Raw genomic sequence first — 23,268 nt, 5'->3', positions numbered from 1 at the left:
GCGGTTTTAACCGCTTTTTTTTATAGCTTTAGTGAAGGTTTTTCGTTTTGGCAAGAAGACTGAACGGCACAAACAAAGAGAGAGCAATAACACGGCTGAAAATAGAAAATGAAGCTAATAAGCAAAGTGGTGCCGATGTGCGTGCTGATCTTGCTCAGTGAGTATGCGACAAATAAGCTCACTTTTTCTTGTGTTGGTTAGTTGCCTATTTACTTCAGCCGGCAAGATTTAAACGCCATCAGTTCAAACTTAACAAGAGAGATCTTATAGCACAACAAACAAGGTGTTTATGTACGTGGTTGGAAAGGTGCACAAAAAATTGAATCATAAAGATAAAGGATGCATAAAAATAACTCAAAAGAAGACATTAATGGGCAATATATTTTAGAGAAAACATGAAATCCTATTCCTTAACTTTTATTTAGGCATTCCGCACCTTAAAAAAATTATATAAAATCAAAGCTTTATTACTCCTAAATTTGAGATTCGAATTTCTTCCTCTTTGCCAGATTTTATAAAAATAATATATTATTAAAAATTAGAGATAGGTAATTAAGATTTGGAATAGCGCTTTGATATTTATTCCTAGAGCGCGCGTCTTTTTCTTTCGGCTTGCTCCACTAATTTTTTAAAGCTCTGGTATATAAAAAAGCTGTAGAAGCTATAGAGAAAGTGTCGTTAATTTGATGGTTCAATAATGAGTTAATAAGTTTGAGTGTAAGGTGCTAAACTGCTCTACAGAAGTATCTATATTAAGAACAATAGTTTATATGAAAAAGTCTATCGAAAATCTTGATCTTCCAATTGAATCAAACCTTTTTTCAGGAAAAGATGTTGTATTATATGTGTTATAAATGAGATGCTGTTTGTGGTAGTATGAAAGGGATGTTTTTTTTAGGTACTTCAGAAACTGTGAGTGAGCAATTATAAGCTTTACGCAGATTTTCTGTTGTTAAAACAGTGGAGGCATCTCCTTCACAACAAATTTTTCCTTGTTTTAATAATATCATTTTATCGGCATAGTGAGCGGCAAGATTGAGATCATGTAGAACAGCAAGAACACCACCACCACAACGAACAAAATTTTTTATAATATTCATAACAATCAGCTGATGTTGTATATCAAGGTTGGCAATAGGTTCATCTAATATCAGCCAACGAGCAACTCCATTATAAATAGGCTCCCATACTTGGCAAAGAACACGGGCAAGCTGGACTCTAGCTTGTTCGCCACCAGATAACTGGTGATAATATCGGTTTTCATAGTTTGCTAGACCAACACGTTTTAAGGCTTTTTGAGGGAGGCTTTTAAATTGAGCTTTTGTGATGTTAACTTTGTTGATAGAAAGACCAAGTCTTACTACTTCATGAACAAAAAATGGAAATGCTAATGTTGTTGATTGGGGTAAAACTGCACGCATCATTGCCATTTTGTTTGCTTGTGTTTGTTTAATATCATGGCCATTTAGAGTCATTTTACCATTATAAGGAATTTCTCCACTAAGCGCTTGTATAAAGGTACTTTTTCCAGATCCATTTGGGCCAATAATGATAGTGAGAGCGCCACTTCTAGCTTGAAGATGAATATGATTGAGAATGTGTGTTTTCCCGCGCTGAATACAGATATTAATTGCCTCAATCATGAAAAATTTATTCCTCGTTGGTATATAAGGATCCAAAGAAAAAAAGGCGCTCCAAAAAGTGCTGTGACAATTCCAATGGGTAATTCTGCTGGAGCAATAATACAACGCGCAAAGGTATCAGAGAAAATGAGTAATACTGCTCCTAAGAGAGCTGAACAGGGAATGAGATAGCGGTGATCATGACCAATAAGCAGACGTAAAATATGTGGAACAACAATACCAATAAAACCAATACCACCACTGACAGCAACTGCTCCTCCACACATGAGAGCAACAAGTAAAACAGCAATATTTTTAATTCGTTGAATATGAAAACCAATATGTTGAGCGACAGCTTCTCCGAGTGCAAGCGCATTGAGCGCACGTGATAAAAATGGAGAAAAAAGCAAGCCAGTCCAAACAATAGGTAAAATAAGACAAACTTTTAACCATGTGGCACCCGAAAGAGAACCAAGATTCCAAAAAGTAATATCACGCAATTGTTGATCATTGGCAGTGAAAATTAAACTTCCAACAATAGCACTACTGAAAGCACTGAGAGCAATGCCTGCAAGAAGCATCGTTGCAATAGAGGTAAAATTGTGTCGTGTTGCTATTACATAGAGAATCATTGTTGATAAAAGCCCACCAAGAAATGCGCCTATGACAATTTTGTAAGATTCTAGAAAAGGAATAAGGAAAGGTGGGAAGGAAACACCAATGACAATGACTAATACAGCGCCGAGACTCGCACCTGCTGATACACCTACGATTCCAGGATCTGCAAGAGGATTACGAAAGAGTCCCTGCATAAGAACGCCAGAAACAGCAAGAGCTGCTCCAACCAATGAACTTAAGATAATACGAGGTAATCTGATATCAATAAGTATAAGGTAGTCATATGTCTTACTAGCTACTGAAAAATTTTGCGTAAAAATTATATGAATGAGATTAATGAGAGAAGCATTTGATGCACCACTGAATAATCCACTAAAAATACTAAAGATAAGGAGCACTATTAAACTTAATAACGCAATTTTCCCCCGATTTATGGTTTTTTCTTTTGAATTTTCTATTATTTCAGAGATATGCGTTGTGGCAATATGCTTAACCATTTCTTTCAACTCTTACCATTTTGTTCTGTGTTATAAAGCATATTAATCAGCTCTTTTGATGCATCTGCAGTGCGTGGACCAAAACCTAAAAAATACATGGTATCTATTTGTTTAATAGCATGGTTTTGAGCCGCAGGTGTTGCTTGAATTGCTGGTATAGCTAAAATTGTATCAATTTTAGTTGAATTTCCATTGTGATTTACAAACAAGATGAAATCAGGATTTGAGTTTAATAAGGCTTCATTATTTAAAAGTTTGTATCCTTTATAATCAGAAATGGCATTTATACCTCCTGAAAGTTTTATCATACCATCAGCTGCAGTATCTGTTCCAGATACCATAACACCTCCGTTTTGTACGGAAAAAATAAAAAGAACACGTTTTGGTTTAGTTATTTTTGTTAAAAGCATATCATTGTTCATAAAGTTGCGGTTCAATTTTTCAATCAGTTCAGTTGCTTGAGCCTCTCGATGTAGAGCTTTACCAACAAGGTGAATTTTCTCTATGACACTTTCACGTGAAAAATTTTCTGGTATGATTATGAGAGGTATTGATGTTTTTTTGAGAACATCAATTGTTGAAGGAGGACCGCTTCCTTCAATAAGTAATATACCTTCTGGAGAAAGAGATAAAATACCTTCAGGGGAAAGGTTACGCATATACCCAAGTTCAGGAAGTTTGAGTGCAGCTTGTGGATAGATACTTGTGCTGTCACGAGCTACAAGTTGATCTTGAGCTCCTAATGCATAAACAATTTCTGTAAGAGAACCACCTATGGAAATAATTCGCCCATTTTCAGGAAAATTTGTTGTCGGTTCGGCAATTACTTGTCTAGAAATAAAAGTAAAGAAAAACAAAAAAACTAAAACAGAAAGGCCTGATAGTTTATGTAAAAAAGGTCTCAACATATCTAAGTTTTATCCTTTAAATAATGTTTGTTTCTTGGTATAAAGGTAAATCATTCAATAAAGAACGCCATTTTTCGCATTCTTTTTGACCTTCTTTTCTTAGACCAAAGAATTGAACAATCATTTCGCCATTTTGATCAAAAACTTCAAGAGAACTAACATAACCCTCACTTATAGGTTTGCGAACGTGCCATACTTTGTTAACGCCAGAAATAAGCATATGTAAGTGAAATTTTTCATCGAGAATATTGAGCCAAGGTCCCATTTGTTTAATGTTTTTAATTGGTCCGCTGAAAATTTGGATGCAGCCTTTATTACCGACAAAACACATAATTGGTATTTCTTGTTGAACGGCCTTATTCAGCATAATTTCAATAGATTCTACACTTAATTCATCGGTAAACTCGTTTCCAGCGAGTTTTACAGCATCATGCCGACCAATTTTAAATTCAGAAGTAATTTCATGGAGCTGATGCACATCAGTCATTTTTCTCCAACGGTCGCGGAATTTCTCAACATCTAAATTTGTTATATTGTGTTGTATAGGCTCGGGGGTAGAAAGAATATGAAGAGCAGATGATTGATCTTCATGAAGCAATTTTTCAACAAGTTCATCCCATTGTTTCATATTTGTCATATCTTTAGAATAGACTTTAAAAATAGCAGTACCATATTGATCGAAAAATTGTAAACTTTTTGTTGGTTTTCCAAAAACCATCATTTCATATTCAAAACCGAATTCCCATTTTTTGGGAAAAATTCGCAAATCAATTTCCCCAAATGTCATAGGGATATGTTCATTCAGAACAATTTTTTCAAAACATCCTGTTTTTTCATGAACGGCATATTCATTGCGTGTTAATGCCATAACGGTTTCAACTTTAGGAGCTGTTTCAAGGAGAGTAGGAATATCAACTTTTAGTCTTTTTGCTTTTCCGATTGTACGATAAGCTGCGATGAATTCTGCTTCAGATATACCAATCGAATTAGCAAAATCACGATTACGCATATCTTTTTTTTCTTCACGCAGTTTAATAATCATTTCAGCTGTATAAGACATAGATTTTCCTTACTTTATTTAGAGTCAATTTTACTTCATTTTAAAAAACTACGCTGAGTCATTGTTTACAATGACTCAGCCTGCCAATAAATTGCTCCTATCAATAACAAAAATTGAATCTGATAAATTAAAATATCTATAATCCTTTTTCCAATTTTTGGGTTAGAATAAAGTAAGGATTAAAATGTAATAACATACCTTTTTATCAATTATGATTTCCTCAATAGTTTAAAGATTAACAGCAATAATTAGAACTTTTGTACATAAGACACCTTAAAGTTACGGCCTGGCTGACTAAAATAATCTTTTGGTGGTAGTGACTGGCGTCTAGGGATAGGAGAAGGGGAAGGCAGATCAGTTGCATTCCAGTATTTTTGGTCAAAAAGATTATAAATACCAGCTCTTATAATTGGACCTTTTGCACCGAAAGGTTTCCACCAACCCAATATATCAACTATACCATAGCCTGGAACTGTATTGTAATCAGAATTTCCTTTTACTTTATCACGCTTAGCAGCTAAAGTAAGTACAATGTCTGTTCCCCAAATTTCTTTTGTATATCCTAATCCAAATACTGTTTTAAAAGCTGGGATTGAGTTAAGGTATTCGTTTTTATCAAGATCTTTTCCTTGTGTATAAGCAAGGGCAACATTACTATAAAGACCATTAATCAAGGTGAAATGTGCTTTCGTTTCGACACCAGAAATACGCACATGAGCACGATTTATATAATGTTTGCGCGCATATATAAATTCTTTTGAGGGCCCCTTATCTATAACATCAATAAGGTTTTTATATTCATTGGTGAAAACACTGAAAGAACCATTAAAATGCATGTTGTTGTATTGTACACCAATATCATATCCATTACTGGTCTCTGGTTTGAGATTAGGATTTCCAATCATATAGTAAAAAGAAGGTCTGATAAAGGTTAAGTAAAGCTCTGAAACGCTTGGTGCGCGAAAAGCTTGCGCCCATTGAGTATAAAATAATACTTGATTATCAGCATCCCATTCTATCCGCATTTTAGGAGAAAAATGTGAGCCGCTATTTTCTTCGGGCAGTATTCTGGAACCTAATGCTTTTTCAAAAGCAGATGTCTTTTGAGGGATATGTTTATACCAATCATAACGTATTCCTGGGATAAGACGAAGACTATTGTTAGAAAAACCAATTTCGTTTTCGAAAGCTAAACCAAAAGCCTGGCTATTTGTATCTGGCGCATCTGATTTGTTCGTACTTAGGAATACACATGCATGCTCACTTCCTTTTAAATGACAATTATCTTTACCCAATGCATATTGATGAAATTTAGAAGCGAAAACATTTGCAGCGAACTTTAGCTTATGACTTACAGAACCAATATCTAATTTTTTGAAACTATGAGCATTAAAGCCATAACCAATATTGCGCATAAAATTATCTCTTAAATAGTCTCCTTTTGGCATTTGTATACGATGTCCATTTAAGATGTGATTATTTGATAGCTTTTGCCAATAAAGTTGTCCATGAAATGCGTCAAAAATAGCATCTTCATTACCATTATAATCATAGGAGACAGAAAAACGTTTACGATGTGTGTGTTTCTCATTGTAAACAGATTGTGGCAAAAATATTTCAGTTGAAGCATTTAATGAGTGAGTGTCTTTATTGTAAGCGAAACGTTCTGCTGTAAAGCCAAATCGGTGATTATCATTAAAATATTGGTGGACTTTAAAAAGCAAATTATTTTTATCAAAGTCAGCAGGATTCTCTCGTGTACGTTTCTCTCCATAACCCTCTACAGTACCCATATTTTTACGTTGATGACCTTCTGCACGAGAACCTTGAAAAAGCAATAAAGTTTGATTAGCTCGCACTGCAAAAGCTTGATCTACGTGCCAACTTTTATCAACAGAATTATAGCTACCTTTTGTAAGAGTACCCCATTTTTTTTCTTTTGTGAGGAGGTCTTCAGGATTAAGAGTACGTAAGGCAATAATCCCACCTAGTGCGCCAGAACCATGAAGACTAGAATCTGAACCACGAACAATGTCAATTGCAGAAAGCGCATTAAAAGCAAATGCAGAACTTCCACCTTTAATACCACGCACTCCATCGTCAAGCCATGGAAGAGGAATACCATCCATTGTTGTTAAAACACGATTGGCATTTAAACCACGAATTACAAAGCTGTTATTATCTGCACTATAGTTTATAGATGGATTAAGATGGTTAACATCGCGAATATCATTTATTTGTTTCTTATCAATATTTTGAGCAGTGTTACGATCGGTCAAAACAGTTGTTTTATTGAAGGGATTTTCTATTTTTTTTTCAATTATGATTGGTTTAAGTTTAGTTATAGAATCCTTACCGCTGTTTTGTGCAAAAACAAATGAAGGTATACAAACTAAGAGTATACCTAAAATCACATGCTCTTTATATTCTTTATAGATATTCCGTTTTATTCGCATAGCCCACCATGGTTCTTTTAAAAAATGCCCCCCTCTATAAGTTCTCACATATAAAATAAACACATATAAAAATATTTGCCTTACTAATTACACAATGTAATCACATAATTGGTAAGCCAAGCACTAATTCAGTTTATAGCTATTAACGCGATCATATTAAACATGATAAAAATCGTCAAGAAAAAAGTTGTGCTTTAAAGACGACCTGTTTTAATAAAATTAAGCATCGATTATATGGTGATAGATGAGATGATGAAGGGTGCAAGTATTTGGCGAATGTCAGCTCTTTGGATAGGTGCTTTTGGGTGTGCTCTTGCTTTACATGTTGGAGTAGGAGCACGATTTTATTCTAAGAGTATTCATGTAAATGGGTTTGTATTCTCACCGATGGCTATGTTAATTGTTGTACCAGAAATTATGCACTCTGATGTTAATCCAGATTCAGAAATATTAGAGTTTAATGTTTTAAAGGAAGAAGAAATATTAAAACCAGAACTTAGTGAAGCTCGACCAGAGAATTCTCTATCAAAAGAGCATCAGATTACGAAAGAGCTTCAGTCTACCGTAAAAAAAGATGATTTTACAGTGCTGAAACCTTTGGAAAGATCTTCTCCGTCAAAGATAAATCGTAAAGTTTTTATAAAAAAGCGCTCATCAACACTGAATATTACAGAGAAGAAAATTAATGGTAAAAAAGCACATTCATTTGCTGTAAGCAGGGATAGTAATACAATGGCACTTGATAGTGCATTATCAGAACATTGGTTAGCAAAGGTACAAAAACAGTTAGAAAAACAAAAAAGTTACATTGTAGGACAGCGTATTAGTAGCGTACAGGGAGTCGTGCAGTTGGAATTTAAGGTGCGTGAACAAGGAGATATTTTTGCCAACCGCGTTATATTTTCTTCTGGTAGTCGGGAACTTGATTGGTTGGCTATGACAGCACTTAAACGTATTGACATGTTTCCTCCCCCACCACGTGAAATGGTGAATAAAACTATCAGAGTATCTTTGGTTTTTAATTAAAGAAAGTAAAATTACTATACAAAATCATATCTTATATCGTATTTACGTTTTTCAGGAGGATAATATTATTGGGCCTTGTGGTATTCATGGTCGTATCGAGAATGGGATTAACTGATTTCATGATAGCTTCTGTTAGATTTATAGAGGTAGAAAAGTTTATAACACTATCAATATTTCTGATTACATATCTAAGTTACTAAAAACGTTTACGTCTATAACAAAGACGCAGTTATGACTATATAGGGACTTATGGAAGAGAAGGTTGTTAAAAACGCTTAACTTTATGGCAAAATTCGCTTTGCGAGATTTACGAAACTGAGATTACTGTGAATATGTCCTTGAAGAAAAAGTGTATGTTACCCAATAAAAACTGATTAGTTTATAATTTTTGTTAAGATTGAAGGGCTAACTGAAATTTATGCGCATATTCTTTCTAGATACTCAATGAGAAGAGATAGAGAACGTCAGTAAAAAAGGAAGGAAGTCATTACTTTTAAAAGTAGAACTATTTTGTTGTACACAGAAAATAAGCAATGCGTTTATATAAAAATTAAGGTAAATTATTTAACTGTTATGCTAAATGGTAATAATTTATTATAAGGTTTGCAGAAAATGGGTAGTGATGCAAAAATGGATGTATGTTTTTTCATATTCGTGATTTTCAGATATGTTTAATGTACCGTTTCAGCCAAATTTTTCATATGAATTGGATTTGCAAAAAAAAGGTTTCTTTTATGTAGCAGGTGTTGATGAAGTTGGACGTGGGCCTTTAGCTGGGCCTGTAGTGACGGCAGCAGTTGTGTTAGATAAAGACCGTATTCCTGAAGGCTTGAATGATTCAAAAAAGCTCTCTAGACAACAACGTAATAGACTTTATTATGAAATTTTGCAAAATGCATTAGCGATTTCGGTTGCTAGTCTTTGTGCTCGGACAATTGATAAGTCTGATATTAGAAAAGCGACTTTAGAAGCAATGCAGCGTTGTGTTACAGGACTTGCCATTTCAGCACATTACGCGTTGATCGATGGGCGTGATATTCCTTCTAATTTGCCCTGTCCTGCAATTGCTTTGATTAAAGGTGATCAGTCTTCGGTTTCAATTGCGGCGGCATCTATTATAGCTAAAGTGATTCGTGATAGGATGATGCAATACGCTGGACGGGTTTATCAAAATTATGGTTTAGAGAAGCATGTGGGTTATGGAACGGTAGCACATCGTGCAGCTATTGATAAGTATGGACCTATTGTAAGATTACATCGTTATAGTTTTTCTCCTCTTAAAGAACGCTATAAGGATAGTATTTAATGGCAATTTTACCATTTAATAGTGCTGCAATAAACCAAGCAGTTACGATTCTTCAACAGGGACAATTAGTAGCTTTGCCAACAGAAACCGTTTATGGATTAGCTGGTGATGCGACAAATGGAAAAGCTGTAGCGTCTATTTTTTCTACAAAGGGACGTCCATTTTTTAATCCCCTTATTGTTCATGTAAGTGACATAGTTATGGCAGAGTGTTATGTGACAATTGATTTTCTTTCACGTCGGTTAATGGAGGCATTTTGGCCAGGTCCTTTAACCGTGGTTCTACCGTTAAAGGCTCATCATAATATTCATCCTTTGACAACTGCTGGTCTTAATACATTGGCTGTTCGTTTTCCCAAAGGAGGCTTTGCAGAAGTTATTCGGCATTTTGGGCGTCCTTTAGCTGCACCTAGTGCTAATCAATCAGGAAAATTGAGTCCTACTTCAGCTATATCTGTATTTACATCTTTAGGAACATCAGTGCCTTTAATTATTGATGGTGGAGCTTCAAAAATAGGCCTTGAATCAACGATTATTAAGATTTGTGATGAAAATGTTTATTTATTGCGTCCGGGAGGATTAGCTATTGAAGAAATTGCAAAAGTGGCAAAGAAGCCTGTAAAACGTTTGGATCAGCAGACTGCAATTGAAGCTCCGGGGATGTTAAGGTCACATTATGCACCTAATACTTCTATGCGTTTAAATGTAAAAAAGGTGGAAAGCGGCGAAGCATTGTTAGCATTTGGGGCTAAACGTGTTGAGGGTGTTGAAAATGCTGTCGCTGTTCTAAATCTTAGTGAAAGTGGTCGATTAGAAGAAGCTGCGTTCCATTTATTCCAGTATATGCAGCAATTAGATTTACCTAAAGTGAAGTGCATTGCAGTGGAGCCTATCCCATTTTATGGATTGGGGGAAGCTATTAATGATCGTTTAATACGCGCTGCAGCTCCAAAAGGGAAATAAAAATGGAGCAAGGTTTGATTGAGTCTTTTAGAAGCATTGTCGGTTCTGAATATGCTATAACAGATCAAGCATTGATTACACCTTATTTATTTGAAAATCGCCGACTTTTTCATGGAAAAACGCCATTACTTTTACGACCATCTTCCACAAAAGAAGTATCATTGATTATGCAATTGGCTAGTCAAACGTGTACGCCGATTGTTCCTCAAGGAGGAAATACTGGTCTTGTAGGTGCTCAGCTGCCTGATAATAGCGGGCACAGTGTTATTTTATCTATGGAACGTTTAAACAGGATTCGATCATTGGATCTTAAGGGTAATTTTGCTGTAGTGGAGGCTGGAGTTGTTCTACAAACATTACAAAAAAAAGCCGATGAAATGAATCGTTTTTTTCCTCTTTCTTTGGCTTCTGAAGAATCTTGTCAGATAGGAGGAAATCTATCTTCTAATGCGGGAGGAACGGGGGTCTTAGCTTATGGTAATATGCGTGATCTTTGTCTTGGTCTAGAAGTCGTTTTACCTGATGGACGTGTTTTGGATGATTTGCGATTTGTTAAGAAAGATAATAGCGGTTATAATCTGAAAGATCTTTTTATTGGTGCTGAAGGGACTTTAGGGGTTATTACTGCAGCAGTTTTAAAGCTTTTTCCAAAACCAAAAGGGAAAGAGGTTGCTCTTGTAGGCTTAGATAGTCCAGCGAAAGTTGTAGAGCTTTTGTCTCTTGCTCAATGCTACGGGGGGACGTTATTGACTGGTTTTGAGCTCATGGGAAAACTTAGTTTTCAAATGGCTTTAAATTATAAGATGTGTACCCAATCTCCTTTTGATCATGAGCATGAATGGTATGTTTTGATTAATATGTCATCATCACGGAATGACAATGATGCATTATCAGCATTGCATGTTGTTTTAGAAATGGCTTTAAAAAATTCTATTATTGATGATGCAGTTATTGCACAATCATTAAAACAGCAAGATTTTTTTTGGCAATTGCGTGAAAGTATATCATCTGCACAGAAATTAGCAGGAGGATCTATTAAGCATGATATTGCTATACCTATTGCTTTCATTCCTGATTTTATTGCTGAGTCTGCTCTTATTATTGAAGAAATGATACCAGGTGCACGAGTAGTTTGTTTCGGACATGTGGGTGATGGGAATCTTCATTATAATATTACGCAACCAATTGGAGCGGATACTACAGCATTTTTAAAATTATGGCCGAAAATAAGCCATCGTATTCATTGTTTAGCAATGCAATATCAGGGAACATTTTCTGCTGAACATGGAATTGGTCAGCTTAAACGAGAAGAACTACGTACTTTTAAATCTCCTGTTTCATTAGAAATTATGCAAGAGATTAAGAAATTGTTTGACCCTTTAGGGATTATGAATCCTGGAAAAATATTATAATTCCAGAAGAATAAATATTTTTTGGCATTTTTATTTAGAATTTAATAACCAAAAAGAAACTAAGTTTTTTTATATAATTTTGTTAATAATCCAATGAAGAAAATCTGCTAGATTGCCTGGGTTATTGAAAAAAATTGGGAACAGTGTATATGGCTAATCAATGCTTTAATCAGGCAAAGGCGGTGCTTGAGTTTCGACTAGATCCGTGCCATTTGCCACAAATAACGACATATTTTGTATCAAAAACGGGTAATCAAATAGTTTGTTCATTAAATAAATGTGGTGTTTTTTTTAAATTTGGGGCTTCCTCAGGTCTGTCACATTTGATCCCAGCTCACCATTTTAGGGGAATTGCAGCGCGTATAGTAGACACTCTCTCAGGTGAGAAAGCCATAACATTAGAGCTATTCCACGTAGATGAGGAGATTTGTATTCCACTTTTAGTTTCTAGAAAATTAAATAATGTTTTTCTGGATTGGCGATTGTGGACGCAGATTTACAATCTTCCTATGCTTATGATTGATGAATATAACAGTATTATTAAGGTTCAAGATCGTTCTGTTGTACATCAATTTTTTCACATGGTATCACCTATTTCTGTACAGAAACGTTTTTTACTTCGTGGCCATAATTCATTAGGTTTACGTTTGAGGATTGACAATCAAACTGTGTTGCAGTGAGATATGTGTTAATTTTTTATGTGCTGTGCAGTCATGTATATTTACTTCATTTGTGTTTTGACTTTTTATTCAATGATAATTAGATTCCTATCTAATAAAAATAGAAAAGAATTTTACGTATTTGAAACATTCAGAAAAAATGAAAATGCGTGTGCTTGTTTTTGAGCTTGATCAAAAGAAGGCAATAGAAGCGCAAAAAGCACATTGCCGTCGTTATATCAGAAGATTGAAGACATTTTTATATTTATTAATATTGTGGCTGATTTGTGTTGTTATTTATTGTGGTTTTCTCATCATGATTGAGGGGCAAAATTGGACGCATTATTGGGGAAAATCTTTTATCAAAACAGCTTGCATTTATGCTGCAATTATTTGCGTTATTTGGACATTGAATTATTATGTTTTAGTAAATCATAAAGCATCTCGTTTAGTAAAAAATAATCAACAAATAAGCCTTAAACAAATATGGCAATGGGATGATCATGCGCTTGCGATTCGAAATTCTTATATACAGGGTACTTATCCTTTTCGTCTGTTTTATGATTGGCATGAGTATCCAAATTTTATAGCACTTTATATTTCAGAAGAAAAATTCAACATTCTCCCTAAAGCTATGATGACTAAAGAGCAGTTAGCCGATTTACGTACTATTCTATCACGTGAAATTACGAGTCCTAAAAAAAGACTTTAAAAGTCTAGTTTTCCCGCATAATAGCACGCCATCCAATATCACGGCGTACAAAACCTTGTGGCCAATCAATATAGTCGACCGCTTCGTAAGCGCGTTTTTGAGCGAGTTTTATGGTTTTTCCTATTGCTGTTATATTTAAAACACGTCCGCTATTCGCAATTAATTCCCCATTACGTAAGGCTGTACCGGCTTGAAAAATTTTTACATTAGGAAGAGAATCTGCTTTATCAATATTGCGAATCACACTACCTTTTTGAGGAGAAAAAGGATAACCATTAGCGGCCATAACAACTGTTAAAGCGGTTTCTTCAGACCATTGAAGATTTTTCTTTTTAAGATTTCCTTGAGCAGCTGTAAGAAAAAGTGGAAGAATGTCATCTTTTAGACGCATCATTAAAACTTGGCATTCAGGATCACCAAATCGCACATTAAATTCAATTAATTGGGGACCTTTTTGTGTTATCATCAATCCAACGAAGAGAATACCCCTAAAAGATATATCCATTTCAGTTAGACCGCGTAAAGCTGGTGTAACAATTTCTTGAAGAGTACGGTTAACGATTTCTTCGGTCATTATAGGAGCCGGTGAATAAGCACCCATACCACCTGTATTGACACCCGTATCACCATCACCAACACGTTTATGATCTTGTGCAGATCCAAAGGGGATAGCTACTTTACCGTCACAAAGGCAGAAAAAACTTGTTTCTTCTCCCTCTAGATAAGCTTCAACAACTACTTCTTTTCCTGCATCGCCAAATGTACCTTCAAAACAGGCATCAATTGCATCAAACGCTTCTTCCATTGTTACAGCAACTACAACGCCTTTACCAGCAGCTAAGCCATCAGCTTTAATAACAATAGGAACACCTTGTTGCTGAATATAAGATTTAGCTTTCAAAGCATTATCAAAGCGTTGATAAGGAGCTGTAGGAATGTTATTTCTGTAACACAAGTCTTTTGTAAAACCTTTTGAGCCTTCTAACTGAGCAGCTTTTTGATTCGGTCCGAATACACAGATATTAGCTGCATTAAGAGCATCTGTTATACCCGCTACTAATGGAGCTTCTGGACCAACAACTACGAGATCAATGGCATTTTTTTTACAAAACTCAATGACACTACAATGATCATCAATGTCCAAATTAATATTTGTACCAAATTCCATTGTTGCAGGATTTCCGGGAGTACAATATAATTTCGTTAGCAATGGAGATGCCGCTATTTTCCATGCTAAAGCATGTTCTCGTCCGCCTGAACCTATAAGAAGAACGTTCATTGCTTGCTCCTATCATAGAAGATGGTTAAATTAATTATTTGTCATAAGAATGAAATATTTCTATTGCAAGTTTAAAGGTAAAATCATTTAATGAAAAAAAGTAAAGATATTTTGCATATTCAGTCCTATGAGAAGCAGGGACGAGTTATGGATGCAGCTCCAAAACAGTGGGTTTATGATTTTCTTCCTTGTTCTTTATGGTTATACGCTCAATTAGCTCGATGGGATAGGCCTATTGGATGGAAATTATTGATGTGGCCTTGTTTTTGGTCAACAACTATGGCTATTTTTTCTTATGAGATATCACAATTATCTATTTTGTCGATTGTCATTAATTGGGCTTGGTATCTTTTTTTATTCTTTGTAGGCTCTATAGCTATGCGGGGTGCAGGTTGTACATGGAATGACCTTGTTGATCAAGAAATTGATTCTCAAATAGAGCGAACACGTTCTCGTCCATTGCCTACGGGGCAAGTGAGTCGGTTTCATGCAAAAATCTTCATATTAATACAATGTATTATAGGCTTAGGTGTTTTATTGCAATTTAATGTATTTACTTTTTTTTTAGGTCTTTCATCATTGGTAGCAGTTGCATTTTACCCTTTTATGAAACGTATAACAAATTGGCCGCAATTTTTTTTAGGTGTTGCATTTAATTGGGGAGCATTAATGGGATGGGCTGCTGTGCATGGCAGTTTAAGTTGGGCACCAATAGCACTTTATATAGGCTCAATTTTATGGACGATAGGCTATGATACAATTTACGCTCATCAAGATAAAGATGACGATGTGATTGTTGGTGTTCGCTCTACAGCACTTCTCTTTGGTAAAAAAACTAAATATGCATTGGTACTTTTATATGGTGGTTTTGTAATTTTAACTAGCTTGGCATTTTATCTGGCGCAAGTCCCTATTCTGAGTTTTTTAGGGATTTTAATTGCAGCTATCCATATGTTTATACAAATTAAAGTTATTGATATCGACAACAGTTTGCAATGTTTACAGCTTTTCAAGTCTAATTCGTTTGTTGGTTTTTTGATCTTCGCTGGTTTGATGTGTGGAGGAATTTCGACAGTACTGTATTCGATAATTTTGTGATATTTATGGTAATATGAAATAATCTATAATGTTATTAAAACAGAAATTTGTTGTAATATAAACAGAAGTGTATTGCTTTAAGAGCTTGAGAATTAGGGGTAGAGTTTTTGCTTCTTCCAGTTATTTTGTTTAATTGAGGCTCGTGTAAAGAGTAAGCGATCATGTAAACGGAATGGACGATCACACCAGAATTCAATAGATAAAGGATTTACACAGAATCCAGACCAGTGAGGCGGGCGTGGGATTTTTTCTGCAGCATATTGTGCAGTATATTTAGCGATTTCTTTTTCAAGGGTAAAGCGGTTGTCTAATATTTGAGATTGTTTAGACGCCCATGCACCAATTTGGCTTTCACGTGAACGTGATTGAAAATATGCATCTGCTTCCTCAGTGTTGACTTTCTCAACGATTCCTCTGATTCTAACTTGACGACGGAGTGATTTCCAATGAAAGCCTAAGGACGCTTTCATTGATGCTAAAATTTCTTGTCCTTTGCAACTTTCATAGTTTGTATAGAAGATAAATCCTTTAGAACTAAAATCTTTGAGAAGAACCATACGAACATTAGGTAAGCCTGTTGCATCTACTGTTGCTAAAGCCATAGCATTTGGATCATTGATTTCGCTTGTCGTTGCTTCTTCAAGCCAACGTGTAAAAAGTACAAAGGGTTCTTGCATTTGCGCAAAATTATCATCTGTTTGTGTTGTGTTGTTCATAATGGACTTGCTATCAATTAGCGCGAATGGCAGATTATCTGATTCGTTTTTTCTATCAGCTGACAATGACAAAAGGCTGTTTTTTTATTTTTTAAAATTAATTTATCACAATTTTTCAACGATGTTAGTTTTAGTACGGGTTACAATACATTATATTGGATATAAAATATTTATTCCATATGGTATTTTCATTTATTTATAAACATATAGATAAAATAGAAATTACTTTAGTTAAATTGATTCAAGAATAAAGTTATAAAAATATACCGGTTAATATTAAAAATGACAAAGCTGGAAAGAGGACAATATGCGTGATCCTTATACGGTTCTAGGTGTGGCACGCACTGCAAAACCGCAAGAGATTAAATCTGCATTCAGAAAACTAGCAAAAAAATATCATCCAGATCATAATATGGGTGATGTGAAGGCTAAAGAAAAGTTTGCTGAAGTGAATCAAGCCTATGAAATTATAGGAGATAAAGATAAAAAGATACAATTTGATCGCGGTGAAATTGATGCAGAAGGAAAACCACTTCATCAAGCTTATGGTGCTGGAGGGCATTTTAGAGATGGACATAATCCTTTTTCAGGAAGTACAAGGGGATTTGATTTTAGTTCTTCAGGTGGTGTAGGTTTTGATGCAAGTGATATTTTTCGTGATTTATTTGGAAGAGGAAGAAATTTTTCAAATTCTACACAACATAATCAGCCTCAACAAGGAGCTCATATTCGTACCAGTCTTTCCGTAACCTTGGAACAGATGGTTGGTGCAGAAAAGGTGGAAACAATTTTTCCTAATGGCAAAAGACTAAAAATTAAGCTCCCAATTTATGTTGAGGATGGACAAACTATCCGTTTAAAAGGTCAGGGAGAAAAAGTACCGTACGGACAATCAGGAGATGCGTTGGTAACGGTTTACATTCAGAAACATCCTCATTTACGAGTTGAAGGAAGGGCACTTCATCTTGATTTACCAATTCCTCTTAAGCATGCTGTATTGGGGGCAAAAGAGGAAATTCAGACATTAGAAGGGCGTGTCGTTGTAACAATTCCTGCATGGTCAAGTTCTGATCGTGTTTTACGGTTAAAAGGGAAAGGGCTTCATTTAAAAAATGGAGAAAGAGATGATCTTTTTGTGCATGTTCGTATCATGTTACCCCAAAAAGATCACGCATTAGAACAGTTTTTTCAAAAATAAAAGATTAAGATTTTTTATAGTACAAAATTATAGTTTTGAGTTGATTTTAAACCAACTGCTTGAAGAAAAAGTTTACCTGTGCCATAGGCAAATGGGTAATGTTAATTTTTAGTTGCAATGAGGCAATGCTAATGGCTAATAGTGGTAATTTATTATGCGGTAAGCGTGGTCTAATTTTGGGGTTGGCCAATAATCGATCTATCGCTTGGGGGATAGCTAAGGCAGCAAGTGCTGCAGGGGCAGAGCTTGCTTTTACCTATCAAGGTGAAGCATTGAAGAAGCGTGTTGAGCCTTTGGCCGAAGAAGTGAGAGGAATTGTTTGCGGTCATTGTGATGTATCTGATAGTAAATCTATTGACGCAGTTTTTAATGAAATAGAGAAAAGATGGGGTAAGCTTGATTTTTTAGTTCATGCTATTGGTTTTTCTGACAAAGATGAATTAAGCGGTCGTTATCTTGATGTCAGCGAATCAAATTTTATGATGACAATGAATATTTCTGTTTATTCTTTGACAGCTCTTACACAACGTGCGGAAAAGTTGATGTCAGATGGTGGTTCAATTTTAACACTGACTTATTATGGTGCTGAGAAAGTTGTTCCTAACTATAATGTGATGGGGGTTGCTAAGGCTGCTCTTGAGGCTAGCGTAAAGTATTTAGCTGTAGATTTGGGACCGAAGAATATTCGTGTTAATGCTTTGTCGGCAGGGCCTATAAAAACGTTGGCTGCTTCTGGTATTGGTGACTTTCGTTATATTCTTAAATGGAATGAGTATAATGCTCCTTTACGTCGTACAGTGACAATAGAAGAGGTTGGTGATTCTGCGCTATACTTTCTTTCGGATTTATCTCGTTCTGTTACGGGAGAGGTGCACCATGTAGATTCAGGGTATCATATTATAGGTATGAAAGCTGTTGATGCACCAGATATTTCCGTTATTAAAGAGTAGGGAGGCAAGCTCACTTTATCAGCGGCGATTTGACTAAAGTTGAAGTGGTTAAATAATAATCTTAGGTGAGACGGTTTTATTTGCAGCTCAATGTACATATGGTTATATGTATTCTGTGGTTCGGTATATTTTAAGAATGAAACTGTTTCCATGTCCCATATATATTGGGGTCATTTGTTATCATGTGATAATATGCTATGAGAGTTATAGAGTTACGTTGAGTGTATTATTGATAGTTGTTCTCCAGGGATTATTTTCACTCTTACAGGAATTCAAGCATATCTTGATACAGTGATCAGGACAATCAAAATATGGAACACAACGTTGAGAATTAAGTCAGATAGAGCTTCTTTCGGGAGTTGTAACTCAGGTTGATGTTACAAACTTAGTAATAACAGGAACACCAGTTTCAATTTTTTTCTAAGATACAGATAGCAATCAGAGGATTATAATATAGAATTCCTTATTATTGAGTGGGTGTGCTTCAACACATGAAACAGTCGAGCATGTTGCAGCACATATATTTGTACGTAAAATTATTCTTGATTTGATTATTTGGGGCGCTGTGATAGTGATTGTCCCCCATCATATTAATTGTGATCGATGGAATTAGTTAAAGGTCTATAATAATCCTTTTTTACACTTGCTGCTTATGGAGCGAGTGTTTTCACTGATTATATGGATAAATTACTTAAAGATGGATTGTTCGTTGATACTGTTATTGAGATTATTACAGAAAATGTTTCATCATGGTTAGGAATATCTAATTTGTGCAAGACTGAATCAGGATATTGTATCGTTTTTAATGTTAATTAATGCAGTTTTAATGGTGTTGAAATTGGTGATGGTGATGTATTTTGCAGTTAAGCTCATTCATCGATTTTAACTTTCCGTTGTTCAATTGATGTTGATGGTAAAAACGTGGATGTTATCACAAACGAATGCTATGATTCGGGTTGTTCTTGTTGGTGAAACAATGATTCCTTTTGCTATTGCTGATTATTAGCTGAGGTATCGCGGTCAAATCGGTTGTATAGGAAGGAAAAGCAATGATTTATAATCAGAAAAAAGTTGTTTCTGCTATTCAAGCTTTTGAACGCGGCGAAATTGTTGTGGTTATGGATGATAATGATCGCGAAAATGAAGGCGACTTAATCGTTGCTGCTGTTCATTGTACAGAAAAAAAAATGGCGTTTATTATGCGTTATACATCCGGTATTGTTTGTGCGCCCTTACCGAAGGAGGAAGCACAACGATTAAATTTAGCTCCTATGGTATCAGATAATGATTCAATGCACTGTACCAAGTTTACTGTTACTGTTGATTTTAAATATGGAATAACAACAGGGATTTCAGCACACGATCGTACATTAGCAGTTCGTAATCTTGCTAATCCAAATGCTAATGCTAATGATTTTGTGCGTCCCGGACATATTTTTCCTTTAATTGCACATGAAGGTGGTGTTCTGATGCGGTCAGGACATACTGAGGCTGCAGTTGATTTATGTAAATTAGCTGGTTTGCCACCAGTTGGTGTGATTGGTGAATTAGTCAATGATGATGGGAGTGTTAAACATGGAGATGAGGTTATAAAGTTTGCACAGAATCATCAGTTGCATACAATAACAGTTGCAGATCTTATTGCTTATCGTCAGCGTAAAGAGACGCTGATAAAACATGTCGGAGAAATGCAAATTGAAACATCTGTAGGGCCGGCTGTAGTTCAAAGTTATCAACTGCCTTGGGAGACGGTGCAGCATGTTGCGATTGTTTTTGGTGATATCCGTGATGGTGAGGATATTCCGGTACGTTTGCACCGTGAAAACATTTTAAATGATGTTTTTGGTCAAGCATCAAATATTGAAGTTATTATGCGTCGTATGGTAGAAGAAGAGAAACGCGGTGTATTTGTTTATCTGCGAGGAGGGTTTGTTGGTGTTGATTGTCAATCAGCTATTGATAATCAGGAAATAACGAAAAGAGATTTAGAAAATCATATGCAGGCCATTGAACGTGAAAAAGAGTGGCGCCAAATTGGTTTAGGAGCGCAAATTTTGAGACATTTAGGGATTAGTTCTGTTATTGTCTATGCTTCTAAAGAACGTCATTATGTTGGTTTAGAAGGTTTTGGAATTCGCATATCTAGAACAGATATCTTGTGAGGATTACATGAAGCAAGACACAAAAAAAGAAGATATTGCTACGTTGAGTTTTGAGGAAGCACTTAAACAACTTGAAGCGATTGTTGAAAATTTAGAACGTGGAGATGTTCCTTTGGAACAGTCGATTGATATTTACGAACGTGGTGAAGCTCTTAAAAATCATTGCGATAGGTTACTAAAAGTAGCTGAAGCTAAAGTTGAAAAAATTCAACTTTCAGATGAGGGAAAACCCGAGGGTGTACAACCACTAGATCCTGAATGATATAAGTGATTTTTTTATTTGATTGAGTACAAAAAGTACAAAAAACTCGTATGAAGTAAACTTATTAATCTCATTTTTTTATATAAGCGAGTCAAAAGTATGCATATGAATGGTCAAAATATATGCTTATAATTATATCCATATAATTACCACACACTATGTTTATCAATATTTTCTTTTTCTTGATAATAAGTGATTGATAAAAATATTATTATGCAGGGTATAGAGTGTTGCGATAAGAGCTATCTACACTTCATTGAATATTCGCATACATCATGATATCTAAATCATTATTTATTCTTTTATATTCTGTTCATACAGGACCGTTTTTATAAAGAACCAGCAATTGAAACACTTGTTAAGGTATGGATTCTAAAAAAGTATAGAAAGAATAAGATAACATAATTGATTGCTCTATATTAATAATATAAGGAGTTCTTTTTGTCTCGCCCATTAACGCCACTGCTTGATCTGATTCATTTACCGCAAGATTTGCGAGTGTTACCGGAGTCTGATTTGCTACAGTTGGCTCATGAATTACGCGCCGAGACAATTAATGCAGTTTCTGTAACAGGCGGTCATCTTGGGGCAGGGCTCGGTGTTGTTGAACTCACTATTGCGCTACATTATGTTTTTAATACACCTGATGATAGGATTATTTGGGATGTTGGTCATCAGACCTATCCTCATAAAATTTTAACTGGTCGCAGAGATAGAATTCGCACATTACGTCAAGAGGGTGGTCTATCAGGTTTTACAAAACGTTCAGAAAGTGTGTATGATCCATTTGGCGCAGGTCATTCTTCCACTTCTATTTCAGCGGGTCTTGGTATGGCAATGGTTAGTGCATTGGAAGCTGAAGAAAGACGCAACATTATTTCTGTGATTGGTGATGGTGCTATATCTGCAGGTATGGCTTATGAAGCGATGAATAATGCTGGTGCTTTGGATGCACGTTTGATTGTTATCCTTAATGATAATGATATGTCTATTGCATCTCCTACGGGTGCTATGAGCGCTCATCTTGCACGATTGGTTTCACGTCCATCTTACCGCAGTTTGCGTGAACGAATAAAGATTTTAAGCAAAAAGTTACCAAAATTCTTTTTGGAGAAAGCACGTTATTCAGAAGAATTTGCGCGTAGTTTTTTTGTTGGAGGGACCTTGTTTGATGAGCTTGGCTTTTATTATGTTGGACCGATAGATGGTCATAATTTTGGGCATTTGTTACCTGTTCTGAAAAATGTTCGCGAATGTCCTGATGGACCTGTTTTAGTGCATGTGGTAACGCATAAAGGGAAAGGATATCCACCTGCAGAAGCGTCATCTGATAAATATCATGGTGTTAATCGTTTTGATGTCATTACCGGTAAACAAGTTAAAGCACAAAGTAACTCTCTTTCTTATACTAAAGTGTTCTCTCAAGCTTTAATAGAAGAGGCTACACATGATAATAAAATTGTTGGTATCACGGCAGCAATGCCAAATGGAACAGGGCTTGACTCTTTTTCTGAAAAATTTCCAAAAAGGATGTTTGATGTTGGTATTGCTGAACAGCATGCTGTAACTTTTGCTGCAGGTATTGCATGTGAAGGGTATAAACCCTTTGTTGCGATTTATTCTACCTTTTTACAGCGTGCTTATGATCAGATTATCCATGATGTATCGCTTCAAAAATTACCGGTGCGTTTTGCTATTGATAGAGCAGGCTTTGTTGGAGCAGATGGTGCGACGCATGCGGGGAGTTTTGATATTGTTTTTTTGGCAACTCTTCCTGATTTTGTGGTTATGGCACCTTCTGATGAGGTTGAACTTATGCATATGGTGCGCACGGCGGCAGCTTATGATCAGGGACCTATTTCTTTTCGTTATCCGCGTGGTGAGGGTATTGGTATGGATTTGCCGCAGCGTGGTGAAGTGCTTGAAATTGGAAAAGGGCGTGTTTTATGTGAAGGAAGTAAGATCGCTCTGGTTTGTTTTGGGACACGATTGTCGGAAGTATTGATTGCAGCTGATGAATTAGTGGCAGAAGGATTATCTACGACTGTTGCAGATGCGAGGTTTGCGAAGCCTTTGGATAAGGATTTGATGCGTCGGTTAGCACGGGAGCACGAAGTCTTAGTGACAATTGAAGAAGGAGCGGTAGGTGGATTTGGAGCGCACTTATTACAGTTTTTGGCGCAAGAAGGACTCTTAGAGCATGGCTTAAAAGTCCGTACCTTGAAGTTCCCTGATGAATATTTAAATCATGGTTCGCCAAATAAAGTTCTCTCACAGATTGGGCTTGATGCAACAGGTATTATTAATACTGTTTTTAGTGCTTTAGGACGTAAGCTTCGGCCTATATTGCAAAAACGAGTATAAA

At 35.7% G+C, this 23,268-nt stretch carries 20 protein-coding genes; 13 read left to right on the top strand and 7 right to left on the bottom strand.

What is annotated here, in order from left to right:
* Positions 1-848: 848 nt before the first annotated feature.
* From ACJTDF_RS04715 to ACJTDF_RS04695, 5 genes are all read right to left on the bottom strand, one after another.
* Positions 849-1,643, bottom strand: a complete 795-nt coding sequence (locus ACJTDF_RS04715) for a heme ABC transporter ATP-binding protein (protein ID WP_407965180.1) — start codon at positions 1,641-1,643, stop codon at positions 849-851.
* Complete coding sequence (locus ACJTDF_RS04710; RefSeq protein WP_407965179.1) at positions 1,640-2,737, bottom strand: FecCD family ABC transporter permease; 1,098 nt, start codon at positions 2,735-2,737, stop codon at positions 1,640-1,642. Before ACJTDF_RS04710 ends, ACJTDF_RS04715 begins: the two co-directional genes overlap by 4 nt.
* Before the next feature lie 5 nt (positions 2,738-2,742).
* Positions 2,743-3,645 carry a hemin ABC transporter substrate-binding protein gene (locus ACJTDF_RS04705; RefSeq protein WP_407965178.1) on the bottom strand — a complete coding sequence of 301 codons (903 nt, stop codon included), beginning with the start codon at positions 3,643-3,645 and terminating at the stop codon, positions 2,743-2,745.
* Positions 3,646-3,661: 16 nt separating this feature from the next.
* Complete coding sequence (locus ACJTDF_RS04700) at positions 3,662-4,705, bottom strand: hemin-degrading factor (RefSeq protein ID WP_407965177.1); 1,044 nt, start codon at positions 4,703-4,705, stop codon at positions 3,662-3,664.
* 248 nt (positions 4,706-4,953) lie between these two features.
* The gene (locus ACJTDF_RS04695) at positions 4,954-7,161 is read right to left on the bottom strand and encodes a TonB-dependent hemoglobin/transferrin/lactoferrin family receptor (protein ID WP_407966226.1); all 2,208 of its coding nucleotides are present in this window, start codon (positions 7,159-7,161) and stop codon (positions 4,954-4,956) included.
* A gap of 234 nt (positions 7,162-7,395) precedes the next feature.
* Here ACJTDF_RS04695 and ACJTDF_RS04690 point away from each other — a divergent pair, with 234 nt between their 5' ends.
* From ACJTDF_RS04690 to ACJTDF_RS04665, 6 genes are all read left to right on the top strand, one after another.
* Complete coding sequence (locus ACJTDF_RS04690; protein WP_407965176.1) at positions 7,396-8,187, top strand: energy transducer TonB; 792 nt, start codon at positions 7,396-7,398, stop codon at positions 8,185-8,187.
* A 667-nt stretch (positions 8,188-8,854) separates the two neighbouring features.
* Entirely contained in the window at positions 8,855-9,493 is a 639-nt protein-coding gene (locus ACJTDF_RS04685; RefSeq protein WP_407965175.1) for a ribonuclease HII, read from the top strand.
* Positions 9,493-10,455 (top strand): L-threonylcarbamoyladenylate synthase, encoded by a 963-nt coding sequence (locus ACJTDF_RS04680; RefSeq protein ID WP_407965174.1) that lies wholly within the window; start codon positions 9,493-9,495, stop codon positions 10,453-10,455. Before ACJTDF_RS04685 ends, ACJTDF_RS04680 begins: the two co-directional genes overlap by 1 nt.
* 2 nt (positions 10,456-10,457) lie before the next feature.
* The gene (locus ACJTDF_RS04675) at positions 10,458-11,867 is read left to right on the top strand and encodes an FAD-binding oxidoreductase (protein ID WP_407965173.1); all 1,410 of its coding nucleotides are present in this window, start codon (positions 10,458-10,460) and stop codon (positions 11,865-11,867) included.
* Positions 11,868-12,016: 149 nt separating this feature from the next.
* The gene (locus ACJTDF_RS04670) at positions 12,017-12,547 is read left to right on the top strand and encodes a DUF6101 family protein (protein ID WP_407965172.1); all 531 of its coding nucleotides are present in this window, start codon (positions 12,017-12,019) and stop codon (positions 12,545-12,547) included.
* Between the two features lie 121 nt (positions 12,548-12,668).
* The gene (locus tag ACJTDF_RS04665; protein ID WP_407965171.1) at positions 12,669-13,238 is read left to right on the top strand and encodes a YcxB family protein; all 570 of its coding nucleotides are present in this window, start codon (positions 12,669-12,671) and stop codon (positions 13,236-13,238) included.
* A gap of 4 nt (positions 13,239-13,242) precedes the next feature.
* Here the strand turns inward: ACJTDF_RS04665 and purD are convergent, their stop codons facing one another.
* Positions 13,243-14,517: a phosphoribosylamine--glycine ligase gene (gene purD, locus ACJTDF_RS04660; RefSeq protein WP_407965170.1), complete on the bottom strand. Its 1,275-nt coding sequence runs from the start codon at positions 14,515-14,517 to the stop codon at positions 13,243-13,245.
* Between the two features lie 90 nt (positions 14,518-14,607).
* Here purD and ubiA point away from each other — a divergent pair, with 90 nt between their 5' ends.
* Positions 14,608-15,615 carry a 4-hydroxybenzoate octaprenyltransferase gene (ubiA, locus tag ACJTDF_RS04655; RefSeq protein WP_407965169.1) on the top strand — a complete coding sequence of 336 codons (1,008 nt, stop codon included), beginning with the start codon at positions 14,608-14,610 and terminating at the stop codon, positions 15,613-15,615.
* Positions 15,616-15,707: 92 nt separating this feature from the next.
* Here the strand turns inward: ubiA and pdxH are convergent, their stop codons facing one another.
* Positions 15,708-16,331 carry a pyridoxamine 5'-phosphate oxidase gene (gene pdxH / locus ACJTDF_RS04650; protein WP_407965168.1) on the bottom strand — a complete coding sequence of 208 codons (624 nt, stop codon included), beginning with the start codon at positions 16,329-16,331 and terminating at the stop codon, positions 15,708-15,710.
* 307 nt (positions 16,332-16,638) lie between these two features.
* Between pdxH and ACJTDF_RS04645 the strand changes: the two genes are divergently transcribed.
* The 6 genes from ACJTDF_RS04645 to dxs all read left to right on the top strand — a co-directional run bounded on the left by ACJTDF_RS04645 (position 16,639) and on the right by dxs (position 23,267).
* Positions 16,639-17,529, top strand: a complete 891-nt coding sequence (locus ACJTDF_RS04645) for a DnaJ C-terminal domain-containing protein (RefSeq protein ID WP_407965167.1) — start codon at positions 16,639-16,641, stop codon at positions 17,527-17,529.
* Positions 17,530-17,660: 131 nt separating this feature from the next.
* Positions 17,661-18,479, top strand: coding sequence for an enoyl-ACP reductase FabI (gene fabI, locus ACJTDF_RS04640; RefSeq protein WP_407965166.1), 819 nt, complete (start codon positions 17,661-17,663; stop codon positions 18,477-18,479).
* A gap of 469 nt (positions 18,480-18,948) precedes the next feature.
* Positions 18,949-19,092: a hypothetical protein gene (locus tag ACJTDF_RS04635; RefSeq protein WP_407965165.1), complete on the top strand. Its 144-nt coding sequence runs from the start codon at positions 18,949-18,951 to the stop codon at positions 19,090-19,092.
* A gap of 436 nt (positions 19,093-19,528) precedes the next feature.
* Positions 19,529-20,641, top strand: coding sequence for a 3,4-dihydroxy-2-butanone-4-phosphate synthase (gene ribB, locus ACJTDF_RS04630; protein ID WP_407965164.1), 1,113 nt, complete (start codon positions 19,529-19,531; stop codon positions 20,639-20,641).
* A gap of 7 nt (positions 20,642-20,648) precedes the next feature.
* On the top strand, positions 20,649-20,903 hold the full coding sequence (locus tag ACJTDF_RS04625; protein ID WP_407965163.1) for an exodeoxyribonuclease VII small subunit: 255 nt from the start codon (positions 20,649-20,651) through the stop codon (positions 20,901-20,903).
* Between the two features lie 441 nt (positions 20,904-21,344).
* Positions 21,345-23,267 carry a 1-deoxy-D-xylulose-5-phosphate synthase gene (gene dxs, locus ACJTDF_RS04620; RefSeq protein WP_407965162.1) on the top strand — a complete coding sequence of 641 codons (1,923 nt, stop codon included), beginning with the start codon at positions 21,345-21,347 and terminating at the stop codon, positions 23,265-23,267.
* Position 23,268 lies beyond the last annotated feature (1 nt).

The sequence above is a fragment of the Bartonella bennetti genome, assembly GCF_045945445.1.
Taxonomy (GTDB): Bacteria; Pseudomonadota; Alphaproteobacteria; order Rhizobiales; family Rhizobiaceae; genus Bartonella.
Note: the sequence above shows the minus strand (reverse complement) of the source record. Positions and strands in the feature narration are given on the sequence as shown.

Excerpts from the sequence above, each read along its gene's own strand:
- ACJTDF_RS04715 (WP_407965180.1), bottom strand. The coding sequence starts at position 1,643 with ATGATTGAGGCAATTAATATCTGTATTCAGCGCGGGAAAACACACATT.
- ACJTDF_RS04710 (WP_407965179.1), bottom strand. The coding sequence starts at position 2,737 with ATGGTTAAGCATATTGCCACAACGCATATCTCTGAAATAATAGAAAAT.
- ACJTDF_RS04705 (WP_407965178.1), bottom strand. The coding sequence starts at position 3,645 with ATGTTGAGACCTTTTTTACATAAACTATCAGGCCTTTCTGTTTTAGTT.
- ACJTDF_RS04700 (WP_407965177.1), bottom strand. The coding sequence starts at position 4,705 with ATGTCTTATACAGCTGAAATGATTATTAAACTGCGTGAAGAAAAAAAA.
- ACJTDF_RS04695 (WP_407966226.1), bottom strand. The coding sequence starts at position 7,161 with ATGCGAATAAAACGGAATATCTATAAAGAATATAAAGAGCATGTGATT.
- ACJTDF_RS04690 (WP_407965176.1), top strand. The coding sequence starts at position 7,396 with ATGGTGATAGATGAGATGATGAAGGGTGCAAGTATTTGGCGAATGTCA.
- ACJTDF_RS04685 (WP_407965175.1), top strand. The coding sequence starts at position 8,855 with ATGTTTAATGTACCGTTTCAGCCAAATTTTTCATATGAATTGGATTTG.
- ACJTDF_RS04680 (WP_407965174.1), top strand. The coding sequence starts at position 9,493 with ATGGCAATTTTACCATTTAATAGTGCTGCAATAAACCAAGCAGTTACG.
- ACJTDF_RS04675 (WP_407965173.1), top strand. The coding sequence starts at position 10,458 with ATGGAGCAAGGTTTGATTGAGTCTTTTAGAAGCATTGTCGGTTCTGAA.
- ACJTDF_RS04670 (WP_407965172.1), top strand. The coding sequence starts at position 12,017 with ATGGCTAATCAATGCTTTAATCAGGCAAAGGCGGTGCTTGAGTTTCGA.
- purD (WP_407965170.1), bottom strand. The coding sequence starts at position 14,517 with ATGAACGTTCTTCTTATAGGTTCAGGCGGACGAGAACATGCTTTAGCA.
- ubiA (WP_407965169.1), top strand. The coding sequence starts at position 14,608 with ATGAAAAAAAGTAAAGATATTTTGCATATTCAGTCCTATGAGAAGCAG.
- pdxH (WP_407965168.1), bottom strand. The coding sequence starts at position 16,331 with ATGAACAACACAACACAAACAGATGATAATTTTGCGCAAATGCAAGAA.
- ACJTDF_RS04645 (WP_407965167.1), top strand. The coding sequence starts at position 16,639 with ATGCGTGATCCTTATACGGTTCTAGGTGTGGCACGCACTGCAAAACCG.
- fabI (WP_407965166.1), top strand. The coding sequence starts at position 17,661 with ATGGCTAATAGTGGTAATTTATTATGCGGTAAGCGTGGTCTAATTTTG.
- ribB (WP_407965164.1), top strand. The coding sequence starts at position 19,529 with ATGATTTATAATCAGAAAAAAGTTGTTTCTGCTATTCAAGCTTTTGAA.
- ACJTDF_RS04625 (WP_407965163.1), top strand. The coding sequence starts at position 20,649 with ATGAAGCAAGACACAAAAAAAGAAGATATTGCTACGTTGAGTTTTGAG.